Raw genomic sequence first — 19,593 nt, forward strand, 5'->3', positions numbered from 1 at the left:
GCTATGAAATTTCCAAATTTTGAGTTGACAAAATTTTTAAAAAAGGAAAATTCATACATCCATAAAGCTTATGAGTGTGAACCTGATCTATCCTTGGTTAAGGCGGGCTCCAAAATCCAGCATTCTGAAATCATTCTTTTCAGTACAATGAAGAATGAAGGGCATCGGCTTGAATACTTCTTGAGGTATTATCGTGAGCTTGGTATAAACCATTTTGTAATTGTGGATAACGATTCTGATGACTTTACCGTAGAGTATTTATCTACACAGCCCGATGTCACTGTGTACCACACAAAAGCCAGTTATAAAGATTCAAATTTTGGTATGCACTGGCTAAATTTTCTTCTTGCCAAATACGGCGAGGGACATTGGTGTTTAACCTGTGATCCTGATGAGTTTATAGTATATCCTCATATTGAAACTCGCGATCTTGTAGATTTGACCCAGTATATGGACTCGATTAAGCAAGAGTCCTTCTTTACAACTATGCTCGACATGTATAGCGATAAACCCGTTAATCAAACAGTTTATACTCCCGGGACAGATCCATTAAAAGTTTGCAAGTATTTTGATGGTTATGGCTACTCAAAATCCTATAATCCTGACATCACCAATCTTTTCGTACAAGGTGGTGTTAGGAAGCGTGTTTTTACACGGGATAGTCCATCATCCTCTCCAGCGCTTAATAAAGTACCATTAGTCAAGTGGAAGAAAAATTACGCTTATATTTCGTCTATGCATATGTTGCTTCCCAGGAAGCTTAACCGCTGTGTCAATGAAAGAATGGTCACTGGTGCGTTATTGCATTTCAAGTTTATCAGTCAACTCGATGATAAAGTAAAGGAAGAAATGGTTGCTAAGCAGCATTACAATGACTCAGCAGAATATAAGCAATATGGTGATGTCATCAGTGCTCAAGGCATGTTGTATAATTCTGGTGTTTCAATACCCTTCACTGGTTGGCAGGACTTGGCCCGGCGTGGTTTAATGAATACTGGAGGGTGGTAAAATGAAAGTTTCTTTTATTCTTTTGGCACATGAGCACCCAGCACAGCTTAAGTCTTTAATAGAGCCTCTGCTTAAATCAGGTAGTAACATTTTCGTGCATCATGATGCTACCTCACTTGGAAATCTGGAGAGTGCAATTACTGAATGGGGCTTTGACTCCTATCCAGGTACTATCTATCACGCAGATAGAGTCAAGGTGGTTTGGGGGGAATGGTCAATAGTTCAAGCCACCTTGAATTGCCTTGAGCAGGCCAAGCTTCATGACACCGATAGCGATTACTTCATGCTGATTTCAGGCTCTTGCATGCCTATCAAGCCTGTTGAGTTATTGGAGAAATACTTACAGCGTAGTGGCAAAGATCACATTGAAGCGGTCAACGCACAAGAGCACAAATGGGTCACTGCTGGATTGCAAAAGCAGCGTTGGTCCAAGTACCACTTCTTCAATTGGCGGTACCAACAGCCGCTTTTCGATAATTCACTCAAGCTACAGCGCAAGCTCAAGATAAATCGTAAGATTCCGCTTGGACAGACGCCCCATATGGGGTCTCAGTGGTGGTGCCTACGTCGTTCTACCGTTATGCGTATTCTCTCATTGGTGCAGAAAAAACCGGTGCTCAAACGTTTTTACCGGTTTACCTGGGTACCTGATGAGCTATTCTTCCAGACCTTGGTCGCTAATCTGGTTCCCGATGAGCAGCGTGATAGTGAACTGCTGACGCGCTATACCTTTAATTCATGGGGAATACCTAGAGTCTATTATGATGATGACTACCCTGAATTGCTTGGTGAAAGTAAATTCTTCGTCCGAAAGGCTTCACACCGCGCTGATGATTTGAGAGCGAAATTGGCGGCCATCGCACCTATGCAGGTTGCTGACTACTCAGAGCTGTTATTGCGAGCTGATGAAGAACGCGAAGCCTATCGTGAACGACTTGAATTACAGTCCTGGATAGAGCGGAATCGTTGGCATAGCCTCGAATCGCATCAAGAAAACCCGTATGATTATGTCAAATCCATTCCGAACAAGATGTTTGTACTCATCGGCTCTGACTCGCTGGCCAAACAGGCTTCTCTGGCTGAGCTAGACAAGTTAGATAGTACGGTAGTCTATGGCGATCTCTTCGATGATAACGAGGTGGGTGCTGGCTATTGCAGCAAGTCATCGCTGCCAGTCGTCGCAGATGACACGATGTTGATGCAACACAAATGGCATCAGCAGTTAGGAGATATTGCTTACCAGCATCCAGACAAGATCATCGTTTTCTCCTTGGGGGCCAATGCGCTCGATTATATCGAAGTCCTGCGCTGGCATTCCGGCTGTAACCTGTTGATGGTTGATCGTGATAATATTGAGCATATTGATAAGTCAGTGCTCCAGGACCTTTATCTCAAAAGCAAAGTGCTGCACCTTTTGGAGGAAAGGGCATGTACACTGAATCGTGTCTCGTCATATATCATCAAGCACGTGGTAAATCAATCATTATACAAGCCCCGAAGTGCTCGGTCATTCATACTGACCCTTACTAAATATGAGGCGCGTGTTCGTTGGCCTGCACTGCTGACGGATAATTTCAATCATTGGGATTTCTTGAAGGCGATCTACTCAAAGATCATTATTCTGGTCTACGACAAGGCCGAACATGTCACTCCCATTGAGACCTACCTGAAGGATACCCACGGGATCGAGCTGTATCATGATGCCCTGGGCGTGATCCCTGAAGGGGATGACACACTTGATTGGCACTACTACCTGGCGGATCTGGCGCATCTGAACGCCAAGGTTGGCAATGGGGTCCTGGTCATGACCATGGACCATGCCACCATCAAGCGCCTCGATACGCTACGCTGGAAGCGCCATCTTCTGGTGCTGGCGCTGGAAAGTGAGGGGGATGACCAGGCAGACCACCTCAAGATTGAGTTCCAGCCTGAAGGGGCCAAGGTGGAAGGCCGTCGTTATTCTCATGGAGAAGTATTGCGTGAAGTGGACGCGATCATTGCCGATCGCCGCTGCAGTTACTCTGCCGTGCCCTATCACGATGACTTCTGGCTTGATGAAGTCATTACCGACTTTATCCAGATTACCCCTGTATCCAAGGCTTCATTGGCTTCTGCTCGTAGCTTGAGAGCTGACAAGGGCGAGAAACCCATGCCGACAATGAAGTCGCAAAAGGCGAAGGCGCCAGCAACAGCCCTTGCCACCAAGCGGTTGTAGAAGGATTCTCCAGGCTCTTGTGTCATTTGCAGATGCAGTGATGGAGAAGCACCTCACGAGATGTAAAGAGGCCATTTCATGTCGAGCCATCTCAAGACATTGTCTGCCAGTCTAGCGGTCCTGACAGGTGCCAAGTCCTTCGTGGCCAATCCAGTGCTGGGCAGTGCTGAGCTCAATCGGCGTGGTCTTCACCTGGCACGCCTGCGCGCTGCGCATTGGCTGATGCGTGTACGCCAGGCCTGGTTTGCCTATGGCGTTCCGCGAGAGCAGCGCAAGGCCTTTCAGCGTGATGGCTATCTGATGCTGGAAGATTTCCTGCCTGCGGAGCAGTATCAGCGGCTGCTCACTGAGGCCGAGGGGGCACGTGGCGAGATTCGTCAGTGTCGGCAGGCAGATACCTTGACCCGTCGCCGGGTGATGTCACCGGAAAATGTTGAAGCCTTGCCGGAAATGCAGGCCTTGATGCGTGACAGACGATTCCGCCGTCTCATGCGTTACTGCAGTGGTCATGCTCGCCAGCCCATCATGCATCTGGAGCGCATCCACAATGGTGTACTGGAAAGTCACGAGCGCGATCCTCAGAAATCACTGCACGTGGATACCTTCCAGCCCACCATGAAGTTCTGGCTGTATCTGCAGGATGTGACGCCTGCACAGGGCCCCTTCATGTTCGTGCCTGGTTCCACTCGCCTGACGTCAGCCCGGTTGACGTGGGAGAAGCACATGAGCCTGATCGCCCGTGATCATCCCAATCGCTATACCCAGCGAGGCTCGTTCCGGGTGGATGAGGGGGATCTGGAGCGCTTCGGGCTGGGCGAGGTCAAGCACTTTGCCGTCAAGGCCAACACCCTGTTGATCGCCAATACCTACGGCATGCATGGCCGAGGTGAGGCAGAGCAGGGCAGTACACGCTTTGCGCTGTGGGGAATGAGTCGTACGACTCCCTTCTCTCCGTTACCGGGACTGGGTTTCGAGTGGTTGAATCGCGTGCAGTACAAGGTACTGGAGGCTGAACGGCAGCGTGATGATCGCAAGGCCGCCGCCCGGGGAGAGCAGGCTTCCTGGTTCGTTCCCTCGGACAACGGCGAGCTGTGAGATAGGTCTACTGACGTGCCGGACGCCTGGGCAAGGCATCCGGCCATGGTTCCTGACAGACACGAGAAAGCCCCGTTCGCTTCGCGTTCGGGGCTTTCTTGTGTCTGTCATACCTCGGAAGGAGGTTTCTCCCTCGCCATATGAGAATTGCCTCATCATATTGAGGTGACATTCGGCGCAGGAATTTCAGCTGGGCGACGGCAGGTGAATCGGGCGAGGGCCAGCGATGGCGTGACGTATCATCTAGGGACAAGGAGGGTGGCGGCCCGGTGCATTGTCACCGCCAGCTGGTCGGCGTTGCCATGACTGACAGCACTCTCACATTTTCTTTCTGCGCCGAGTGCGTGGCCGAGGTGAAGCATGAAGTTCCTGATTACCGGTGGTGCCGGTTTCATTGGCTCAGCCGTGGTGCGTGAGTTGATCCATTCGACAACCCATGAAGTGGTCAATCTCGACAAGTTGACCTACGCGGGCAACCTGGACTCGCTGGAGTCCGTCAGTGATCACCCACGGTATGTCTTCGAGCAGGCGGATATCTGTGATGCCAAGGCATTGGCGCGCATCTTCCGTGAGCATCAGCCGGATATCGTCATGCACCTCGCCGCCGAGAGTCATGTGGACCGCTCCATCGATGGGCCGGAAGCCTTCATCGAGACCAATGTCATGGGCACCTGCCGCCTGCTGGAAGCCGCACGTCGTCATTGGAAGCAGCTGACGATGGTCAATCCGGAGAAGGCCGAGAGATTTCGTTTTCACCATATCTCGACCGATGAAGTGTTCGGGGATCTCGATGATGATGCCCCTGGTTTCCACGAGCAGACACCTTACGCACCGAGTTCTCCCTATTCGGCGAGCAAGGCGGGCTCGGATCATCTGGTCAGAGCCTGGCAGCGCACTTATGGCCTGCCCACGCTGATGACCAACTGCTCCAACAACTATGGCCCCTATCACTTCCCCGAGAAACTGATTCCCCTGACGATCCTGAATGCGCTGGAGGGCAAGGCATTGCCTGTCTATGGCAGCGGCCATCAGGTGAGGGACTGGTTGTATGTGGAGGATCACGCCCGCGCCTTGATCAAGGTGGCGTGTGAGGCAGAGGTGGGGCAGAGCTACAACATCGGGGGCCACAACGAGCAACGCAACATCGATGTCGTCCGCATGATCTGCGCTCTGCTGGAAGAGATGGTGCCGACACGGCCAGAAGGCGTCGCACATTACGCGGACTTGATCACTTTCGTCTCTGACCGGCCGGGGCACGATCTGCGTTACGCCATCGATGCCGCCAAGATTGACCGGGAGCTTGGGTGGCGCCCTCGGGAAACTTTCGAAAGTGGCCTGCGCAAGACAGTGCACTGGTACCTGGAGAACCCTGAATGGTGGCAGCGTATCCGTGATGGCCATTATCAAGGAGAGCGCCTGGGCGTCAGCGCCTGATCCGTCGTTCTCATGTGTCTGTAAGGCCTGGAGTATGGCGTCACGTCATGGTGGCATGGGGCGTCTGGATGAGCGGCATCATGCAAGGCATGACTGACACTCGATCCAAGTATGTTAATTAAATGATGTTGGTAACGTCAGCCAAACATGGGGTAAATGGGGATGAATATCGGTGAAAACCATGCTGCGTGACAGGTAAGGGGCACGTACTCTGTTCTGCGACACGGACTGATGAAGCAAGGCATTTTCAAAGCCATGATGCTCGATGCCCATTTGTCGGTCGGTGTTCGCTATCCGCGGTGACAGCGGAATGACGTCAAGGGACAGGGAGATCAGCATGGCACGGAAAGGCATTATTCTCGCGGGTGGTTCGGGTACACGGCTGCACCCGATCACGCTCGGAGTCTCCAAGCAGTTGTTGCCCATCTATGACAAGCCGATGATCTTCTATCCGGCCTCGGTACTGATGCTGGCGGGAATTCGCGACATTCTCATCATCTCGACGCCTGAAGATCTGCCGCAATATCAGCAACTGCTGGGGAGTGGAGAGCAGTATGGCGTGCACTTCGAATACGCCGTACAGCCCAGTCCGGATGGCCTTGCTCAGGCGTTCCTGATCGCCGAGGACTTCATCGGGGAAGACGATGTCTGCCTGGTGCTGGGCGACAATATCTTCCATGGCCCCAATTTCACCGGCCAGCTCAAGCACGCGGCGTCACGTGCTTCCGGGGCTACCGTATTCGGGTATCTGGTTCAGGACCCGGAACGCTTTGGTGTCGTGGAGTTCGACGAAGAGGGCCGGGCGCTGTCCATCGAGGAGAAGCCAGCTCATCCTCGTTCTCCCTTCGCGGTGACGGGACTGTATTTCTACGACAACGATGTCGTGGAAATCGCCAAGCAGGTCAAGCCTTCTGCGCGCGGCGAACTGGAGATTACCTGCATCAACAATGCCTATCTGGAACGTGGGGATCTGCATGTCGAGCGCCTCGGCCGTGGCTTCGCGTGGCTGGATACCGGTACCCACGATAGCCTGTTGGACGCAGGGCAGTACGTGCAGACCATCGAGCATCGTCAGGGACTCAAGATTGCCTGTCTGGAAGAGATTGCCTGGGGCAATGGCTGGATCAGCGATGAGGAGTTGCAGGTGCTGGGCCAGCGTCTCAGCAAGACGGGCTATGGGCAGTACTTGCTCAAGCGTCTTGAGGATGTGAGAAGGGCGACCTCACAAGGAGAGGATCGACACGAGCTGATCAGGGTCGCATGAGGCAAGCCCCATGAGGGCCCGTCGATGAGTGATCTGCCGGACATTTGAGGTATCGATGAGTCAAGGCCCACAGCTTACCCTGTGGGCCTTGTCGTTGCTGGAAGGGCTGTCAGCGGCCCTAACGCATGTAACACGTTGATTACCTCCGCTACATGTTGGCAGCATTCGGGTGGTGTCTGGCTCAGAATTCATTAAGCTCAGAGGAAGCGTCCCAGAGACAATGTGTGCTCTTTCGCGCGCTTGCCTCCCTTTTTGGCCTTCGGGCCAGACGCGCCGGGACCATGAATGCCTCGTGTAAAGGAGACTGTCATGACCGCCTTCCCGACAACCCCACGCTGGATCGTACTCAGCGATGATGCTCTGGCACTGGAAGACATCTATTTCTTCCTGCCTGCCATGGGCGCCTTGCGCAAGGAAGGCACTCGCGTCGAGCGTTTCGAGACGCGTCGCTGGAAGTTCTCGCCCAGGCTGGCTCAGGCGCGTCTCGGCGGTGCCTGTCTGCTGATCGCCCGCACCCTGGGAGAGGAGTGGATCGAGATGCTGGAGGCTCACCGCGAGCAGCATGGCCGCATCTGCTATCTGCTCGATCATGACCTCGTCACCGCGCAGCCTCAGGAGGAAAGCGATAGGCAGGCACGTGAGTTGCAGCAACGCCTGCTGGCGCTGGCGGATGAGGTGGTGGTGGTCAGCGAGCAGTTGCAGACTACTCTGGCAGGCCTGCATCCCAAGGTCAGCCTGCTGACGCCGCCGCTGACAGGGGCGCTGCCGGACCTTCGCCATCTCGATAGTCAGGACTGGTGCATCGGCTTTCATGGCACTCTGGCGCATCGCGACGATATCGTGGCGCTGGCACCGGTACTGCGCGATATCCAGACGCGTCACGACGATACCGAGGTGGAGTTGATGATGGGGCGTCATCTGCCGCTGGCGCTGAGTGACATTCCGCGTCTCAAGTCCATGGAGGCGTTAGGCTGGGAGGCTTTTCAGGACTATTGCTCGCGGCGGCGGATCGCCATCGGTCTCGCGCCCTTGATGGCGGATTCGGTCAATCACGACATGTCGTGGCGGCGTTTTCTCGATATCACGCGCATGGGCGGGGTGGGGATCTACAGTCGACGCGCTCCCTATCATGAGCTGATCGAGGATGGCGTCGACGGCCTGCTGGTCGGAGATGACCCGGCAGAGTGGCTGGCGGCGCTGGAGCGTCTGTTGAGTGATCGGGATGCCACCCGCGCCATGGCGCACAACGCCCAGCACAAGGCCCATGAGGTGGGGGACCCCCTGCGAGTGCTGGATTTCTGGCGGGCCCGCAGCACGATGGCCCCGACACGCTGAGACGTACCACTGAAATCTCCCCGCATGTCTTCAAGCGCCGCGCCCCATGGGGTGCGGCGCTTTGGTATGATCACCAGCCTCAGTCTGTCAATGGAGCAGGGCATGACCTCGTCAGCATTACCGGAACACCCCAAGGACCCAGCACGCCACGCAGCCCAGAAGGATGTCGCACTGGAGAACTCCCGACGGCTGGCAAGTCCCGCGGTCGAGCGCAATCGTGACGTGATTCTCGATGTCTTGCGTGATGTCCTCGCCGAGCGTCGTCAAGTGCTGGAACTGGCCAGTGGCAGCGGCGAGCATGCCGTGCACTTCGCGCGTGGCCTGCCTCATCTTGTGTGGCAGCCCAGTGACGCCAGCCCACGTGCGCTGGAGTCGATCGCGGACTGGCGCGAAGAGACCGGATTGACCAATCTCAAGGCCCCCATCACGCTGGATGTGCTGGCCGAGTGGCCTGAAGTGGCCTGTGATGCGCTGGTGGCGATCAACCTGATCCACATCTCTCCGTGGCGCGTCACGTCCGAGTTAATGGCACGGGCAGGGCGACTCCTCCCGGTGGGCGGCGTGCTGTATCTCTACGGCCCTTACAAGCGAGAAGGTCAGCACACGGCACCCAGCAACGAAGGCTTCGATATCCAGCTCAAGAGCCGCAACCCACTATGGGGCGTGCGCGATCTGGAAGCCGTGATCGAGGAAGCGAAGCGTAACGGCCTGACGCTCGACAGGGTGGTCGAGATGCCGGCCAACAATCTGAGTGTCGTCTTTCGGCGTTAGAACTTGAGGTTGCGCTGTCGGAACGCGGATTATCCGGTAATCAAGCTCTTGAGAAGCAAGATTTATGGCATTCGCCCGCCATGCGGGGGAATGTCTTGTGCGTGACAATGGGGGGGGTGAGGCTATCGGCAGAGCTTTACCGGTGGCGTAGCGTCGCCCTCCCTTGGCATGGGCGATGTTGTGAGACATTTGATATTCTTATATAAGAATATTATTAGTTTTGCATAACGACGAAATCCGCCAGGTACGCGCGAGGGTTCACCATGACACGCACTCTCAATCGGCGTCAGTTGCTGACGGGACTGGCGGTGCTATCCGCCAGTACCCTGATGCCATGGGCCACGCGCCTATGGGCTGATACGCCCGATGACATCCCGCCACAGGACATCACGGACTTCCTCACCCTGTCCGAACGTCTCACCATGCGCCCCCAGCTCAATAGCCGGCTGGCGGGGCGTGCCTATCAAGGTCTTCTTGATATCGATGCCGATTTCCCTCGGCGCATGCGTCAGCTCATTCAGGCAATGGATGAGGCGGAACTGACGGACATGCGTCAGTTCACGTCCTTTGCCGAGCAGCAACCTGAAGCGGTGACCCGGACCGCCATTGATATCATCGCTGCCTGGTATCTGGGGTATACCGGCACCGTACAGGGGCATTCCGCTACGGATGATACTCACTTCGTCACCTATGTCGGTGCACTGATGTATCAACCGACACTGGACGCCACGGTCATCCCGACGTACTCGCGGGGCCATACCAACTATTGGGTCTCACCTCCGGCGACGATCGCGACCGATTGAGCGTGATCAGATTCGCCCGAACAACGCTCTACCATTCTTCACAGGACGAGACCCCTCATGGCTACGCAATATGATGCAGACGTGATCGTCATCGGCTCTGGCGCCCTAGGCAGCAATGCTGCCTATGAGCTGGCGCGTCAGGGCAAGGATGTCATCATTCTCGAGGCAGGCGAACGAATTCCTCGCTGGAAGATCGTCGAGAACTTCCGTACATCAGGCCGCAAGTCGAACTTCAATGCGCCGTATCCCAATCAGCCCTGGGCGCCCACCTCGTATGAGGAGAAGTACATCGACAGTGTCGGTGAATTTGAATTTCGGCCAGGCATGCTCAAGTTGGTAGGCGGCACGACCTGGCACTGGGCCGCCGCGACCTGGCGCTATACCCCCAATGACATGAAGCTTTACTCCACCTATGGCGTCGGGCGTGACTGGCCGATCGACTACGAGGAACTGGAGCCTTATTACGTACGTGCCGAAAAGGCGCTGGGTGTCTCCGGCAGTGATACCGAAGACCAGAGTGGCAATGATCAGCGCCCCTGGCCGCCGCGCTCCGAACCCTATCCGGTGCCGCCGGAGGGCGAGACCTATTACTTCCAGCGTCTCAAGGCACGTATCGGCGCGGAGGGGTACCAGTTTCTGCATGAGCCCAACGCGCGCACCGTACAGCCCTGGGATGGCAGGCCTGCCTGCAGTGGCAACAACAACTGCATGCCCGTGTGTCCCATCGGGGCCATGTACAGCGGCGACGTGCATGCGGATCACGCCGTGCGTGCCGGAGCCAGGTTACTGACCGATGCCACGGCCTATCAGCTGGAAAAAGGTGCAGGCGACAGAATCGTGGCGGTGCACTATCGCAGCTCCAATGGTGATGACGTCCGCCTGACGGCCAAGGCGTTCATCGTGGCCGCGCATGGGCTCGAGACGCCGAAGTTGCTGCTGATGTCGGAGGTTGCCAACTCCTCCGATCAGGTCGGCCGCAACCTGATGGATCACACTGGCATCAGTCTGTCGTTTCTCGCAGATGAGCCCTTGTGGCCCGGTCGGGGACAGGTTCAGCAAGGCGGGATATTCAACTGGCGAGATGGCGAGTTCCGTCGCGAGCACGCGGCGATCAAGCATGCTCTGGGCAATGCGGTCCCCAACGAGACCGTGACTCGGCGATTGCTGGATGATCTCATCGTGGGGCCGGAACTCGACGAGCGCATTCGTCATGATGCCGCCCGCTACGTCTCGATCACCACGACGTTCGAGACCCTGCCGCGTTCACATAACACGGTGCGCCCGAGCCGCAGATACAAGGATGCATTGGGAATTCCCACGCTGGAGGTGGATTACCGTGTCGATGAGTATCTGACCAAGGCCGCCCGAGTTGCCAAGCAGGATTTCGCGAATTTCGTGCGCATCATGAACGGCACCGTCATTGAAGACGATAGCGGGTGGCAGAATCGTGATCACTTGATGGGGACCGTAATCATGGGGGAGAAGCCAGAGAATTCGGTCGTCAATGGTGAATGCCGCTCCTGGGATCATGACAACCTGTTTCTCGCCACTACCGGTGTGATTCCGGCTTCCGGGGTCATCAACCCCACGCTGACCGGTGTCGCCCTGAGTATTCGTATCGCCGATATTCTGGCGAGGGAGGTATGAGCATGTCATCTGCCGCCCCCTTGACCCGAGTGGCCTTGATGCTGGCTGGCCTGACGCTGCCTGTGATGTCCTCGTACGCGTCCGCGGCAGGCGATGTTTCGGCACTGCTGAAACGAGGAGAATATCTGGCACGTGCCGGAGATTGCGCTGCCTGCCATCGCGCTCCGGAAGACGATGGCCCTGCCTATGCCGGTGGCTACGTCATCGAATCGCCCTTGGGCGACATCGTGGCCAGCAATATCACGCCGTCAAACCAGTACGGTATCGGGGATTACAGTGAGGAAGACTTTGCACGGGTATTGACCGAGGGCGAGCGCCCCGATGGATCACAGCTGTATCCGGCCATGCCGTACACCGCCTATCGGGGATTGAAGGATGAGGATATCCACGCGCTCTATGCCTACTTCCAGCAGGGGGTAGCGCCGGTGGATGAGCCTATTGCAGAAACCAATCTGTCGTTCCCCTTCAACCTGCGCGCGGGCATGATCTTCTGGAATCTGCTTTTCCTGGATGACCCTTACACGCCTCAGGCTTCACACGACGCCAAGTTGGATCGTGGCCACTATCTGGTGGATACGCTGGGGCACTGCGGTTCTTGCCATACACCTCGCAATGCTCTGATGGCTCAGGACAGTTCGCGCTATCTCGCAGGGGCCGATGTGGAGGGCTGGCACGCACCCAATATCACGTCTGCGGCCAGCGGTATCGGTCGCTGGAGTGAGGAGAACCTGGCGAGCTATCTCAAAACCGGGCATGTTCCCGGTCTGGCGCAGGCCGGTGGCGGAATGGCGGACGCTGTAGATCACAGTCTGCGTTATCTCACTGATGAGGACCTGGCCAGCATGGCGGCTTACCTGAAGCAGGTGCCGGCTATCGAGACTGGTCCCGCACTGGCCGTCAATGAACCGCGTGAGAAGACGTCAATGCCAGACCCTGCCGAGATCGAGCCTGTATTGGGTAACGACCCACAGGTGCAGACACGCGCTGACACTCTCGATGGACGTCGTCTTTATCAGGCGGCCTGCGCCAGTTGTCATCAGCGAGATGGACATGGCACGCAGGATCACTTCTATCCGTCCCTCGTTCACAACACCGCGACTCGCGGAGGACAGGCCAACAATCTGGTCATGGCCATACTCAAGGGAGTGGATCGCCAGACTGAGGCGTATCATGTCGCGATGCCCGCCTATGAAGACCAGCTCACGGATGCGCAGGTTGCGGCGATCAGCAATCATGTGCTGCAGAAGTTCGGCAATGCCGAACTTTCAGTGGATGCCCAGCAGGTAGCAGCATGGCGACAAGGTGGCTCCACGCCGTGGTGGGTATCGGCCATGCCCTGGCTGCTGGCTGCTGGCGCTATGATCTTGCTGGGAGGTCTGGGTGGGGCGTTCTATCGTTGGCGTCGTCACGCAGCGCGTCACTGATGGCCTGATGCCAAGTGCTGGCATCGATTTCTCACTTGCCGTTCATTCCTCTACGACAATGCCCCGTTCTGGCGACAGGACGGGGCATTGTCGTAGGTAGGCCAGACAAAAGACATTGTGGCAGCCGCCGCTGACTGGCGTTGCTTAGCAGGGAAGGACAGTACTCTCAATACCCGGCTGCACGAGCGAGAAGGGGTGTCCTGATCCAGGCGCAAGACCTGATGTCGAGGAGAATCCTGCGGTGTTCTCGGACATTCACCGCTTCGAATTACATTAGATATCAGATCATTCGTATCCACGGCTTTGTGGGGCAAGAAGATATCTCATGCGTGAGCCTGCACATGAGAGTTTGAAATTACTCTGCAACTTATCGGGATCAGTTTCACTGGAGACAAGGTGTTGCTTATGATGGCACGGCAAATGGATCGAAAAAGTACGGACGCTTTGGAGAATTACCTTGAAGATTGCTGGATATCGGAGACAGTTTGAAATTGTCACAAGCTTTATCGTGCCCTTTCTCAGAGGGAGCGACTCTCTTGGCGCTCCCATCATGATATGGGACCTGAAAGAGCTGCATTGCGTGATGGATTTTCATGCCATTCAAGAGTCGAGCGCCAGGGACGCTGCGCTGGATATCTCTGGTGAAGACATGCTCAAGCGAATCCCTCCGGAATGCTTGGGCCGCCGTGTCGGCCTGCTGTTTCGCAATGGATCCTTCCTCTGTACGGAAGTCGACAGCAACGAGCTTGCTGCCTTGCTCGCCTTCGCAAGGCGAGTCAATCACGATCCGGTGGCATCTCCCGTGCGGAGTCGGTATTGCATGCGTGGGGAAAGCGAGAAGATTCTCGAACGCAGATCCCGCAGTCACCTCCGGCATGGCGCGATATTTCCTCTGATGGCCATCGTGTTGTGCTGGGGGTTAGCCACAGGCTTCACCAGGGAACTGCTAGACCGCCCCTTGTTTGAGGCTGGCGCTGCAGTGCTGGCTGGCTCGCTCGTGTTGGGCTGCGCCGCTCTGATCAGTCTGGGGCTCGTGTATCGATTGGCGATCCGTCTTGGTCGACGAATAGCGCTGGCATCTGCTGAGCAGGCTTTGCTGAGAGAGAGAGGAATATGCGGTCTTTCGCCCAAGGCAAGGCGATATTGATAGTGCCGATGCCGGACCGCTGGTAGGGGCTCGGGTAATGCACGATGTCTGCCCATCGAGGGAAGGGCGTGCAGCCGCCTGAGTGACAGGCACAGCAAAGGAAAGCAGAAGAGGTGGAGCCCAGGCATAGCTGCCTGGCGCTCGGCTATCATGCACGGATGTGTGTGGATCAGGGGATCAGCGAGCGTCGGGTTCCCGCTCGGTATCATTCCAGTCGATCACGTGACTGATGATCTTCCAGCCAGCCTTGCGGGCGGCCTTTTCGGCCTGAATGCGCGCTTCCACCCGGGAGATGCTGTCGGTCTGCACCGTGAAGGGTTCTTCCAGTGCCAGACGTTTCTGCTTGACGCCCAGCGTCACTCTGAGCCCCTTGAGCGGAGTGGTCGTCTTTCTGGCGCGTGGTGCCTCAGGGCGAACGCGCGGCGAGGTGCCGGGAGAGGTTGAGCTGGCGGGGGCAGCAGAGGAGCGGACATATCGCTCCAGCTCACGCTTCATGTTTTCTTCGAATTGTTGGATGGTGGTATCACTCATATCAGCAGTCTCATTCACGTCCGTAGAGAAGTACGATGATGGCGAAATGGCTCAACACGCATGACGGGCAATGAGTCGTGAGATGTCGGTCAATGGCGTAGACCCGGTAAATTCAAATCTGACGGTGCCCAGGGCGGAGGAGAATATCGTGAGCTCCGAGTCGAGGTCGAAGGTACCGGAGGTTTCAATCGAGAAGGCGTCAATCTTCCTGTAAGGGAGCGAGGTGAAGTCCTTCTTGCTCCCGGTAAGGCCCTGCACATTCACCGCTATGACGCGCTTGGTGGTAAAGATGACCCCATCACGCATCGATTTGTAGGCCGCGACAATCTCTTCCCCTTCACACAACAACGCTTCCACCTTTTCTGCGTATTCGGCGTGTGGCTTGAGCTTGAACACGCCCTTGTTCTGGAAGTCGATCATGGAATACTCCAGCCTGCTGCTCAAGTCTCTGACATGAGTCTCGCGAACAGGATATCGAGGGGGATGAGACGCCGTCAGTGAGTCAGTCGCTCATGAATCATGCATCGTGACACGTGGTATAGGCTCAAGGATAAGGGATTCCAGCGCCTGAGGATAGCGTCGTGCTCACGCCTGACAAGGGGCGTCAGCGCACCCTGTTGCGGTGGTTGCCAACGAGCGTGCCATTGGCGAAACAGGATGCGCTTCTCACTTCTAAGGAGGGTAAGACTTTCATGAACCGGCTTTCACGAACCGGCTTTCATGGACACAAAGGCCGAGTGCGCCTTCAGCGCTCAGCCATTGACGACGGTGCCGCCATTGGGGTGCAGGGTCTGGCCGCTGATGAAGGAGGAATCCAGTGATGCCAGGAAGACATAGCAGGGCCCCAGTTCACAGGGTTGCGCGGCACGTCCCATCGGAGTGTCGGCACCGAAGTCTTCCAGCATCTGCGGGTCATGCGCGCCGAGTGTCGCCGGCTGCAGCGGTGTCCAGACCGGCCCGGGTGCGATGGCGTTGACGCGAATCCCGCGGCCGACCACCTGATTGGACAGTGAGCGGGTGAAGCTGACGATGGCGCCCTTGGTCGCGGTGTAATCGACCAGAAAGTCCGGGCCGATATAGGCATTGACCGAGGTGGTATTGATGATGGTGTCATCTTCGCCGAGATGTGGGAGCGCTGCCTTGGTCAGGTAGAACATGCTGTGCATGTTGGTGGCGAAGGTCTGCTCCCACTGGACATCCTCCAGGGTGGTCAGGTCCTCGCTGACCCACTGGGTGCCGGCGTTGTTGACCAGCACATTGAGCCCGCCGAAGGTCTCGACCACCTGCGCCACGGCGTCGCGGCAGAACTCGGCGTCGCGCAGGTCACCGGCGATCAACAGGCAATGGCGCCCCTCCGCTTCCACGAGTCGCTTCGTTTCCTGAGCGTCCTCTTCCTCGCTTAAATACATCACCGCCACATCGGCACCTTCGCGCGCGAAATGTATGGCGGCGGAGCGACCGATACCGCTGTCGGCACCGGTGATCAGCGCCACCTTGTTCTCGAGCTTGCCGCTGCCGCGATAGTCGTCGCGGATGAAGATCGCCTGTGGCTCCATCAGGCGCTCCGTGCCCGGCAGTGTCTGCTGTTGGGCATGAATCTCGGTCTTGGCCACCATCTCATCCTCCTTGACGACGCCGTACGCCGTAGCTGTGTAAGTCGTGTGAGCTGTGTGAGTCATGTGAGCTGCGTCAGTCGCGTGGGCGGTCGTGACCGGCATGACACACCGCACAGTCTCGGGCATATCAGATATCACGCATGCCCTTGGATAACCTTGTGACAGTGGGCGCAGGGGAAAACGGGCGAGACAGGCAACGCTGCGTCCCGCTCAGAGCAATCCTGCCAGTGATGGGAGGTGGAGAGGTCGTGAGGATGCAAGGTGAGGAGAGAAGGGCAAAGAGCGTGGCGCTAAGCGCAGAGAAAAGAGGGAAGAAAGAAGAGAAGAGAGAAGAGACCGGCGTGACCCGCGAAGGGCGCAACCTGGCACGACACCGGTCACTCTGCCGGCCAGACATTGGCCAGGCTCTGTAATGCCGCCTGAACGCTGGGATCAGCGGCCTTGTCACGGCGCCATACCACGCTGAGTGCGCAGGGCAGGCGGGTGTCCGGCACGATATTGAGCCCACGCTCCTGCCGCTCGGCCAGCGCCAGCACATCACGCGCCAGTGACAGCCCGACCCCCGCGCGTACCAGGTCCAGCATGCAGACTTCCTGATCCACCTGGGCGACGCGATGCAGCGTAGCCTCCACGCCGCGCATGGCATGTGCCAGCAGGCGGGAATGTACCGAGTTGGGGGGCGTGACGATCCACGGCAGAGCCGCCAACGAGGCCCAGTCGGTCGCGGTCAGCCGCGATGACCAGCCCGCCGGTGCCAGCACGTAGTACTCGAACAGCGCCAATTCCCGGTAGTCGAGGGCGCTGTCGCCCGGCCCTTCTCCCGGTGGGGCGAGATAGAAGCCGATTTCCAGCTCATCCTGCTTGAGTGCCTTGAGCACGCACCCACTCATGCCATGTTGCAGAGACGTCTCTACCCCGGGTGCCTGTGCCAGCAGATGACGCAGGAAACTGCCGAGACGAATGAATTCCGGGTCGATGATGGTGCCGATGCGCAGGGTGCCACGCAGGGTGCTGTGCAGGGCAGAGGCAGCCTGCTCGAACTGGCGGGCACTGGCCAGCGTGCTTTCGGCACTGGAGAGCAGGGCCTGTCCATCGGCGGTCAGCTGCAATCCGTGGGGGTGACGATCAAACAGAGAGAGGCCCAGGCTTTCCTGAAGCTGTTTGAGCTTGAGGCTGACGGCAGGCTGGGTGAGGTGCAAGGCCTCAGCGGCTCGTGACACGCTACCGGTGCGCGCCACGGTGACGAAGGCGTGAAGACGGGACAGATCCTGCATCGAAGGCTCTCTGGGCAAGGGGGCGAAGGATCAACAGCGACATGGTTCATGTAGCAGGTCGCCTGCATTCTTGTCTCAGCGTCCCGCCGATGACCTATTCCCCTTTGGTCTAGCGATGCCACCGAAAGCGCTGCCATGACGTTCGAACATTCCCTCCGCCGTATTCCATTCCACGCTCTCACTCGCCCGCAACCCCGCCATGACTGGGCTGGTGAGCGATGGCGGCTGTCTGCGTTCGGGGGCGTTCGTGATATCAGCAATCGTTATATCGCACCTAAGAATAACTCAATTGAACGTTCCGGCCGGCGGGGTAGATTCAAGGTACAGCCTTCATGCATTCAGCTCTCATAAGCAGCTCTCATGTCCAGCCTTATGACCAGCCCCTATGGCTGAGCCGCCGGGATGCTCCCCACGCACGCTTCAGTCACAACGCCAGCGGAGACGATTCACGCCATGACCACGCCCCAGCAGACCATCGCCCATTTCATCAACGGCCAGGTGACCCACGGTGACTCCAGTGCCACACAGGATGTCTTCAATCCCGCCACCGGCCAGGTGACCGGCCAGGTCACGCTGGCACGCGACAGCGACATCGATGCTGCCGTGGCGGCCGCCGACGCCGCCTTCCCGGCCTGGGCCGACACCCCGCCGATTCGTCGTGCCCGGGTGATGTTCAAGTTCCTTGCGCTACTCAACGAGCACAAGGACGCGCTGGCGGAGGCGATCACCCGCGAGCACGGCAAGGTGTTCACCGATGCCCAGGGCGAGGTGGCACGTGGCATCGATATCGTCGAGTTCGCCTGCGGTATCCCGCAGTTGCTCAAGGGTGACTTCACCGACCAGGTCAGCACCGGCATCGACAACTGGACGATGCGCCAGCCGCTGGGCGTCGTCGCCGGCATCACGCCGTTCAACTTCCCGGTGATGGTGCCGATGTGGATGTTCCCGGTGGCCATCGCGGCAGGCAACTGCTTCGTGCTCAAGCCGAGCCCGCTGGACCCCAGCGCCTCGCTGATGATGGCGGACCTGCTCAAGCAGGCGGGCCTGCCGGATGGCGTCTTCAACGTGGTGCAGGGCGACAAGGATGCCGTCGAGGCGCTGATCGATCACCCCAAGGTGCGCGCACTGTCCTTCGTGGGCTCCACCCCGATCGCCAACCTGATCTACGAGCGCGGCGCACGTCATGGCAAGCGCATCCAGGCACTGGGTGGCGCCAAGAACCATATGGTGGTGATGCCGGATGCCAACCTCGACAAGGCGGTGGATGCCCTGATCGGCGCGGCCTACGGCTCCGCCGGTGAGCGCTGCATGGCCATCAGCGTGGCGGTGATGGTGGGCGATGTGGCGGACACCCTGGTGCCGCGTCTGGCCGAGCGTGCCCGCGAGCTCAAGATCAAGGACGGCATGAATCTGGACGCCGAGATGGGGCCGATCGTCACCCGCCAGGCGCATGAGCGTATCTGCGGGTATATCGAAAAGGGCGTCGCGGAAGGCGCCGAGATGATCGTCGACGGGCGTGAGTTCACCGGCAATGACATTGGCGGCGACAGCACTGAAGGCTTCTGGATGGGCGGCACGCTGTTCGATCACGTCACCCCGGACATGACCATCTACAAGGAAGAGATCTTCGGCCCGGTACTGGCCTGTGTCCGCGTGCCGGACGTCGCGACCGCCATCCAGCTGATCAATGACCACGAATTCGGCAACGGCGTGAGCTGCTTCACCGAGAGCGGCAGTGTCGCGCGTGAATTCGGGCGTCGCATCCAGGTGGGCATGGTCGGCATCAATGTGCCGATTCCGGTCCCGATGGCCTGGCACGGCTTCGGTGGCTGGAAGAGCTCCCTGTTCGGGGATACCCACGCCTACGGTGAAGAGGGGGTGCGCTTCTATACCAAGCAGAAGTCCATCATGCAGCGCTGGTCGGATTCCATCGATGCCGGTGCCGAATTCGCCATGCCGACGGCCAAGTAAGTCGCTCGCGACTGCGGTCATCTGCATTGTCGCCATCTGCATCGTAGTCATCTGCATT

16 protein-coding genes are annotated in these 19,593 nt (G+C 57.5%); 12 read left to right on the plus strand and 4 right to left on the minus strand.

The genetic code is table 11. The features are described 5' to 3' along the window. Nucleotides 1–3: 3 nt before the first annotated feature. The 11 genes from PJK54_RS10800 to PJK54_RS10850 all read left to right on the plus strand — a co-directional run bounded on the left by PJK54_RS10800 (nt 4) and on the right by PJK54_RS10850 (nt 14,143). Nucleotides 4–1,008 carry a glycosyltransferase family 2 protein gene (locus tag PJK54_RS10800; protein WP_271302797.1) on the plus strand — a complete coding sequence of 335 codons (1,005 nt, stop codon included), beginning with the start codon at nt 4–6 and terminating at the stop codon, nt 1,006–1,008. Between the two features lies 1 nt (nt 1,009). Further along, nucleotides 1,010–3,223: a beta-1,6-N-acetylglucosaminyltransferase gene (locus tag PJK54_RS10805; RefSeq protein WP_271302798.1), complete on the plus strand. Its 2,214-nt coding sequence runs from the start codon at nt 1,010–1,012 to the stop codon at nt 3,221–3,223. 78 nt (nt 3,224–3,301) lie between these two features. Beyond that, the gene (locus PJK54_RS10810) at nt 3,302–4,318 is read left to right on the plus strand and encodes a phytanoyl-CoA dioxygenase family protein (protein WP_271302799.1); all 1,017 of its coding nucleotides are present in this window, start codon (nt 3,302–3,304) and stop codon (nt 4,316–4,318) included. A gap of 360 nt (nt 4,319–4,678) precedes the next feature. Further along, entirely contained in the window at nt 4,679–5,752 is a 1,074-nt protein-coding gene (gene rfbB, locus PJK54_RS10815; protein WP_271302800.1) for a dTDP-glucose 4,6-dehydratase, read from the plus strand. Nucleotides 5,753–6,089: 337 nt separating this feature from the next. Then, complete coding sequence (gene rfbA, locus PJK54_RS10820) at nt 6,090–7,016, plus strand: glucose-1-phosphate thymidylyltransferase RfbA (protein WP_084208351.1); 927 nt, start codon at nt 6,090–6,092, stop codon at nt 7,014–7,016. A gap of 309 nt (nt 7,017–7,325) precedes the next feature. After that, complete coding sequence (locus PJK54_RS10825; RefSeq protein ID WP_271302801.1) at nt 7,326–8,351, plus strand: glycosyltransferase; 1,026 nt, start codon at nt 7,326–7,328, stop codon at nt 8,349–8,351. A gap of 102 nt (nt 8,352–8,453) precedes the next feature. Continuing rightward, the gene (locus PJK54_RS10830; RefSeq protein ID WP_271302802.1) at nt 8,454–9,122 is read left to right on the plus strand and encodes a DUF938 domain-containing protein; all 669 of its coding nucleotides are present in this window, start codon (nt 8,454–8,456) and stop codon (nt 9,120–9,122) included. A 263-nt stretch (nt 9,123–9,385) separates the two neighbouring features. Continuing rightward, entirely contained in the window at nt 9,386–9,925 is a 540-nt protein-coding gene (locus tag PJK54_RS10835; protein ID WP_176503780.1) for a sorbitol dehydrogenase family protein, read from the plus strand. Nucleotides 9,926–9,982: 57 nt separating this feature from the next. Continuing rightward, entirely contained in the window at nt 9,983–11,572 is a 1,590-nt protein-coding gene (locus PJK54_RS10840) for a GMC family oxidoreductase (protein ID WP_271302803.1), read from the plus strand. A 2-nt stretch (nt 11,573–11,574) separates the two neighbouring features. Continuing rightward, nucleotides 11,575–12,996, plus strand: coding sequence for a c-type cytochrome (locus PJK54_RS10845; protein ID WP_271302804.1), 1,422 nt, complete (start codon nt 11,575–11,577; stop codon nt 12,994–12,996). Nucleotides 12,997–13,453: 457 nt separating this feature from the next. Further along, nucleotides 13,454–14,143, plus strand: a complete 690-nt coding sequence (locus PJK54_RS10850; RefSeq protein WP_271302805.1) for a hypothetical protein — start codon at nt 13,454–13,456, stop codon at nt 14,141–14,143. A 177-nt stretch (nt 14,144–14,320) separates the two neighbouring features. Here the strand turns inward: PJK54_RS10850 and PJK54_RS10855 are convergent, their stop codons facing one another. The 4 genes from PJK54_RS10855 to PJK54_RS10870 all read right to left on the minus strand — a co-directional run bounded on the left by PJK54_RS10855 (nt 14,321) and on the right by PJK54_RS10870 (nt 17,564). Continuing rightward, complete coding sequence (locus tag PJK54_RS10855; protein WP_271302806.1) at nt 14,321–14,674, minus strand: hypothetical protein; 354 nt, start codon at nt 14,672–14,674, stop codon at nt 14,321–14,323. A gap of 51 nt (nt 14,675–14,725) precedes the next feature. Beyond that, a complete protein-coding gene (locus PJK54_RS10860) occupies nt 14,726–15,094 on the minus strand; it encodes a PH domain-containing protein (RefSeq protein ID WP_084208355.1) in 369 nt (122 codons plus the stop codon). Between the two features lie 332 nt (nt 15,095–15,426). Continuing rightward, on the minus strand, nt 15,427–16,290 hold the full coding sequence (locus tag PJK54_RS10865; RefSeq protein WP_271302807.1) for an SDR family oxidoreductase: 864 nt from the start codon (nt 16,288–16,290) through the stop codon (nt 15,427–15,429). Nucleotides 16,291–16,667: 377 nt separating this feature from the next. Beyond that, entirely contained in the window at nt 16,668–17,564 is an 897-nt protein-coding gene (locus tag PJK54_RS10870; protein ID WP_271302808.1) for a LysR family transcriptional regulator, read from the minus strand. A gap of 453 nt (nt 17,565–18,017) precedes the next feature. On the opposite strand from PJK54_RS10870, the gene PJK54_RS10875 reads away from it, so the two are divergent. Next, on the plus strand, nt 18,018–19,535 hold the full coding sequence (locus tag PJK54_RS10875) for a CoA-acylating methylmalonate-semialdehyde dehydrogenase (RefSeq protein WP_271302809.1): 1,518 nt from the start codon (nt 18,018–18,020) through the stop codon (nt 19,533–19,535). Nucleotides 19,536–19,593 lie beyond the last annotated feature (58 nt).

Source organism: Cobetia sp. MMG027, assembly GCF_027947415.1.
In the GTDB taxonomy this organism is placed as follows: Bacteria; Pseudomonadota; Gammaproteobacteria; order Pseudomonadales; family Halomonadaceae; genus Cobetia; species Cobetia marina.

Excerpts from the sequence above, each read along its gene's own strand:
- PJK54_RS10810 (WP_271302799.1), top strand. The coding sequence starts at position 3,302 with ATGTCGAGCCATCTCAAGACATTGTCTGCCAGTCTAGCGGTCCTGACA.
- PJK54_RS10870 (WP_271302808.1), bottom strand. The coding sequence starts at position 17,564 with ATGCAGGATCTGTCCCGTCTTCACGCCTTCGTCACCGTGGCGCGCACC.
- PJK54_RS10800 (WP_271302797.1), top strand. The coding sequence starts at position 4 with ATGAAATTTCCAAATTTTGAGTTGACAAAATTTTTAAAAAAGGAAAAT.
- PJK54_RS10835 (WP_176503780.1), top strand. The coding sequence starts at position 9,386 with ATGACACGCACTCTCAATCGGCGTCAGTTGCTGACGGGACTGGCGGTG.
- PJK54_RS10825 (WP_271302801.1), top strand. The coding sequence starts at position 7,326 with ATGACCGCCTTCCCGACAACCCCACGCTGGATCGTACTCAGCGATGAT.
- rfbA (WP_084208351.1), top strand. The coding sequence starts at position 6,090 with ATGGCACGGAAAGGCATTATTCTCGCGGGTGGTTCGGGTACACGGCTG.
- PJK54_RS10860 (WP_084208355.1), bottom strand. The coding sequence starts at position 15,094 with ATGATCGACTTCCAGAACAAGGGCGTGTTCAAGCTCAAGCCACACGCC.
- PJK54_RS10840 (WP_271302803.1), top strand. The coding sequence starts at position 9,983 with ATGGCTACGCAATATGATGCAGACGTGATCGTCATCGGCTCTGGCGCC.
- rfbB (WP_271302800.1), top strand. The coding sequence starts at position 4,679 with ATGAAGTTCCTGATTACCGGTGGTGCCGGTTTCATTGGCTCAGCCGTG.
- PJK54_RS10805 (WP_271302798.1), top strand. The coding sequence starts at position 1,010 with ATGAAAGTTTCTTTTATTCTTTTGGCACATGAGCACCCAGCACAGCTT.
- PJK54_RS10830 (WP_271302802.1), top strand. The coding sequence starts at position 8,454 with ATGACCTCGTCAGCATTACCGGAACACCCCAAGGACCCAGCACGCCAC.
- PJK54_RS10845 (WP_271302804.1), top strand. The coding sequence starts at position 11,575 with ATGTCATCTGCCGCCCCCTTGACCCGAGTGGCCTTGATGCTGGCTGGC.
- PJK54_RS10855 (WP_271302806.1), bottom strand. The coding sequence starts at position 14,674 with ATGAGTGATACCACCATCCAACAATTCGAAGAAAACATGAAGCGTGAG.
- PJK54_RS10875 (WP_271302809.1), top strand. The coding sequence starts at position 18,018 with ATGACCACGCCCCAGCAGACCATCGCCCATTTCATCAACGGCCAGGTG.
- PJK54_RS10865 (WP_271302807.1), bottom strand. The coding sequence starts at position 16,290 with ATGGTGGCCAAGACCGAGATTCATGCCCAACAGCAGACACTGCCGGGC.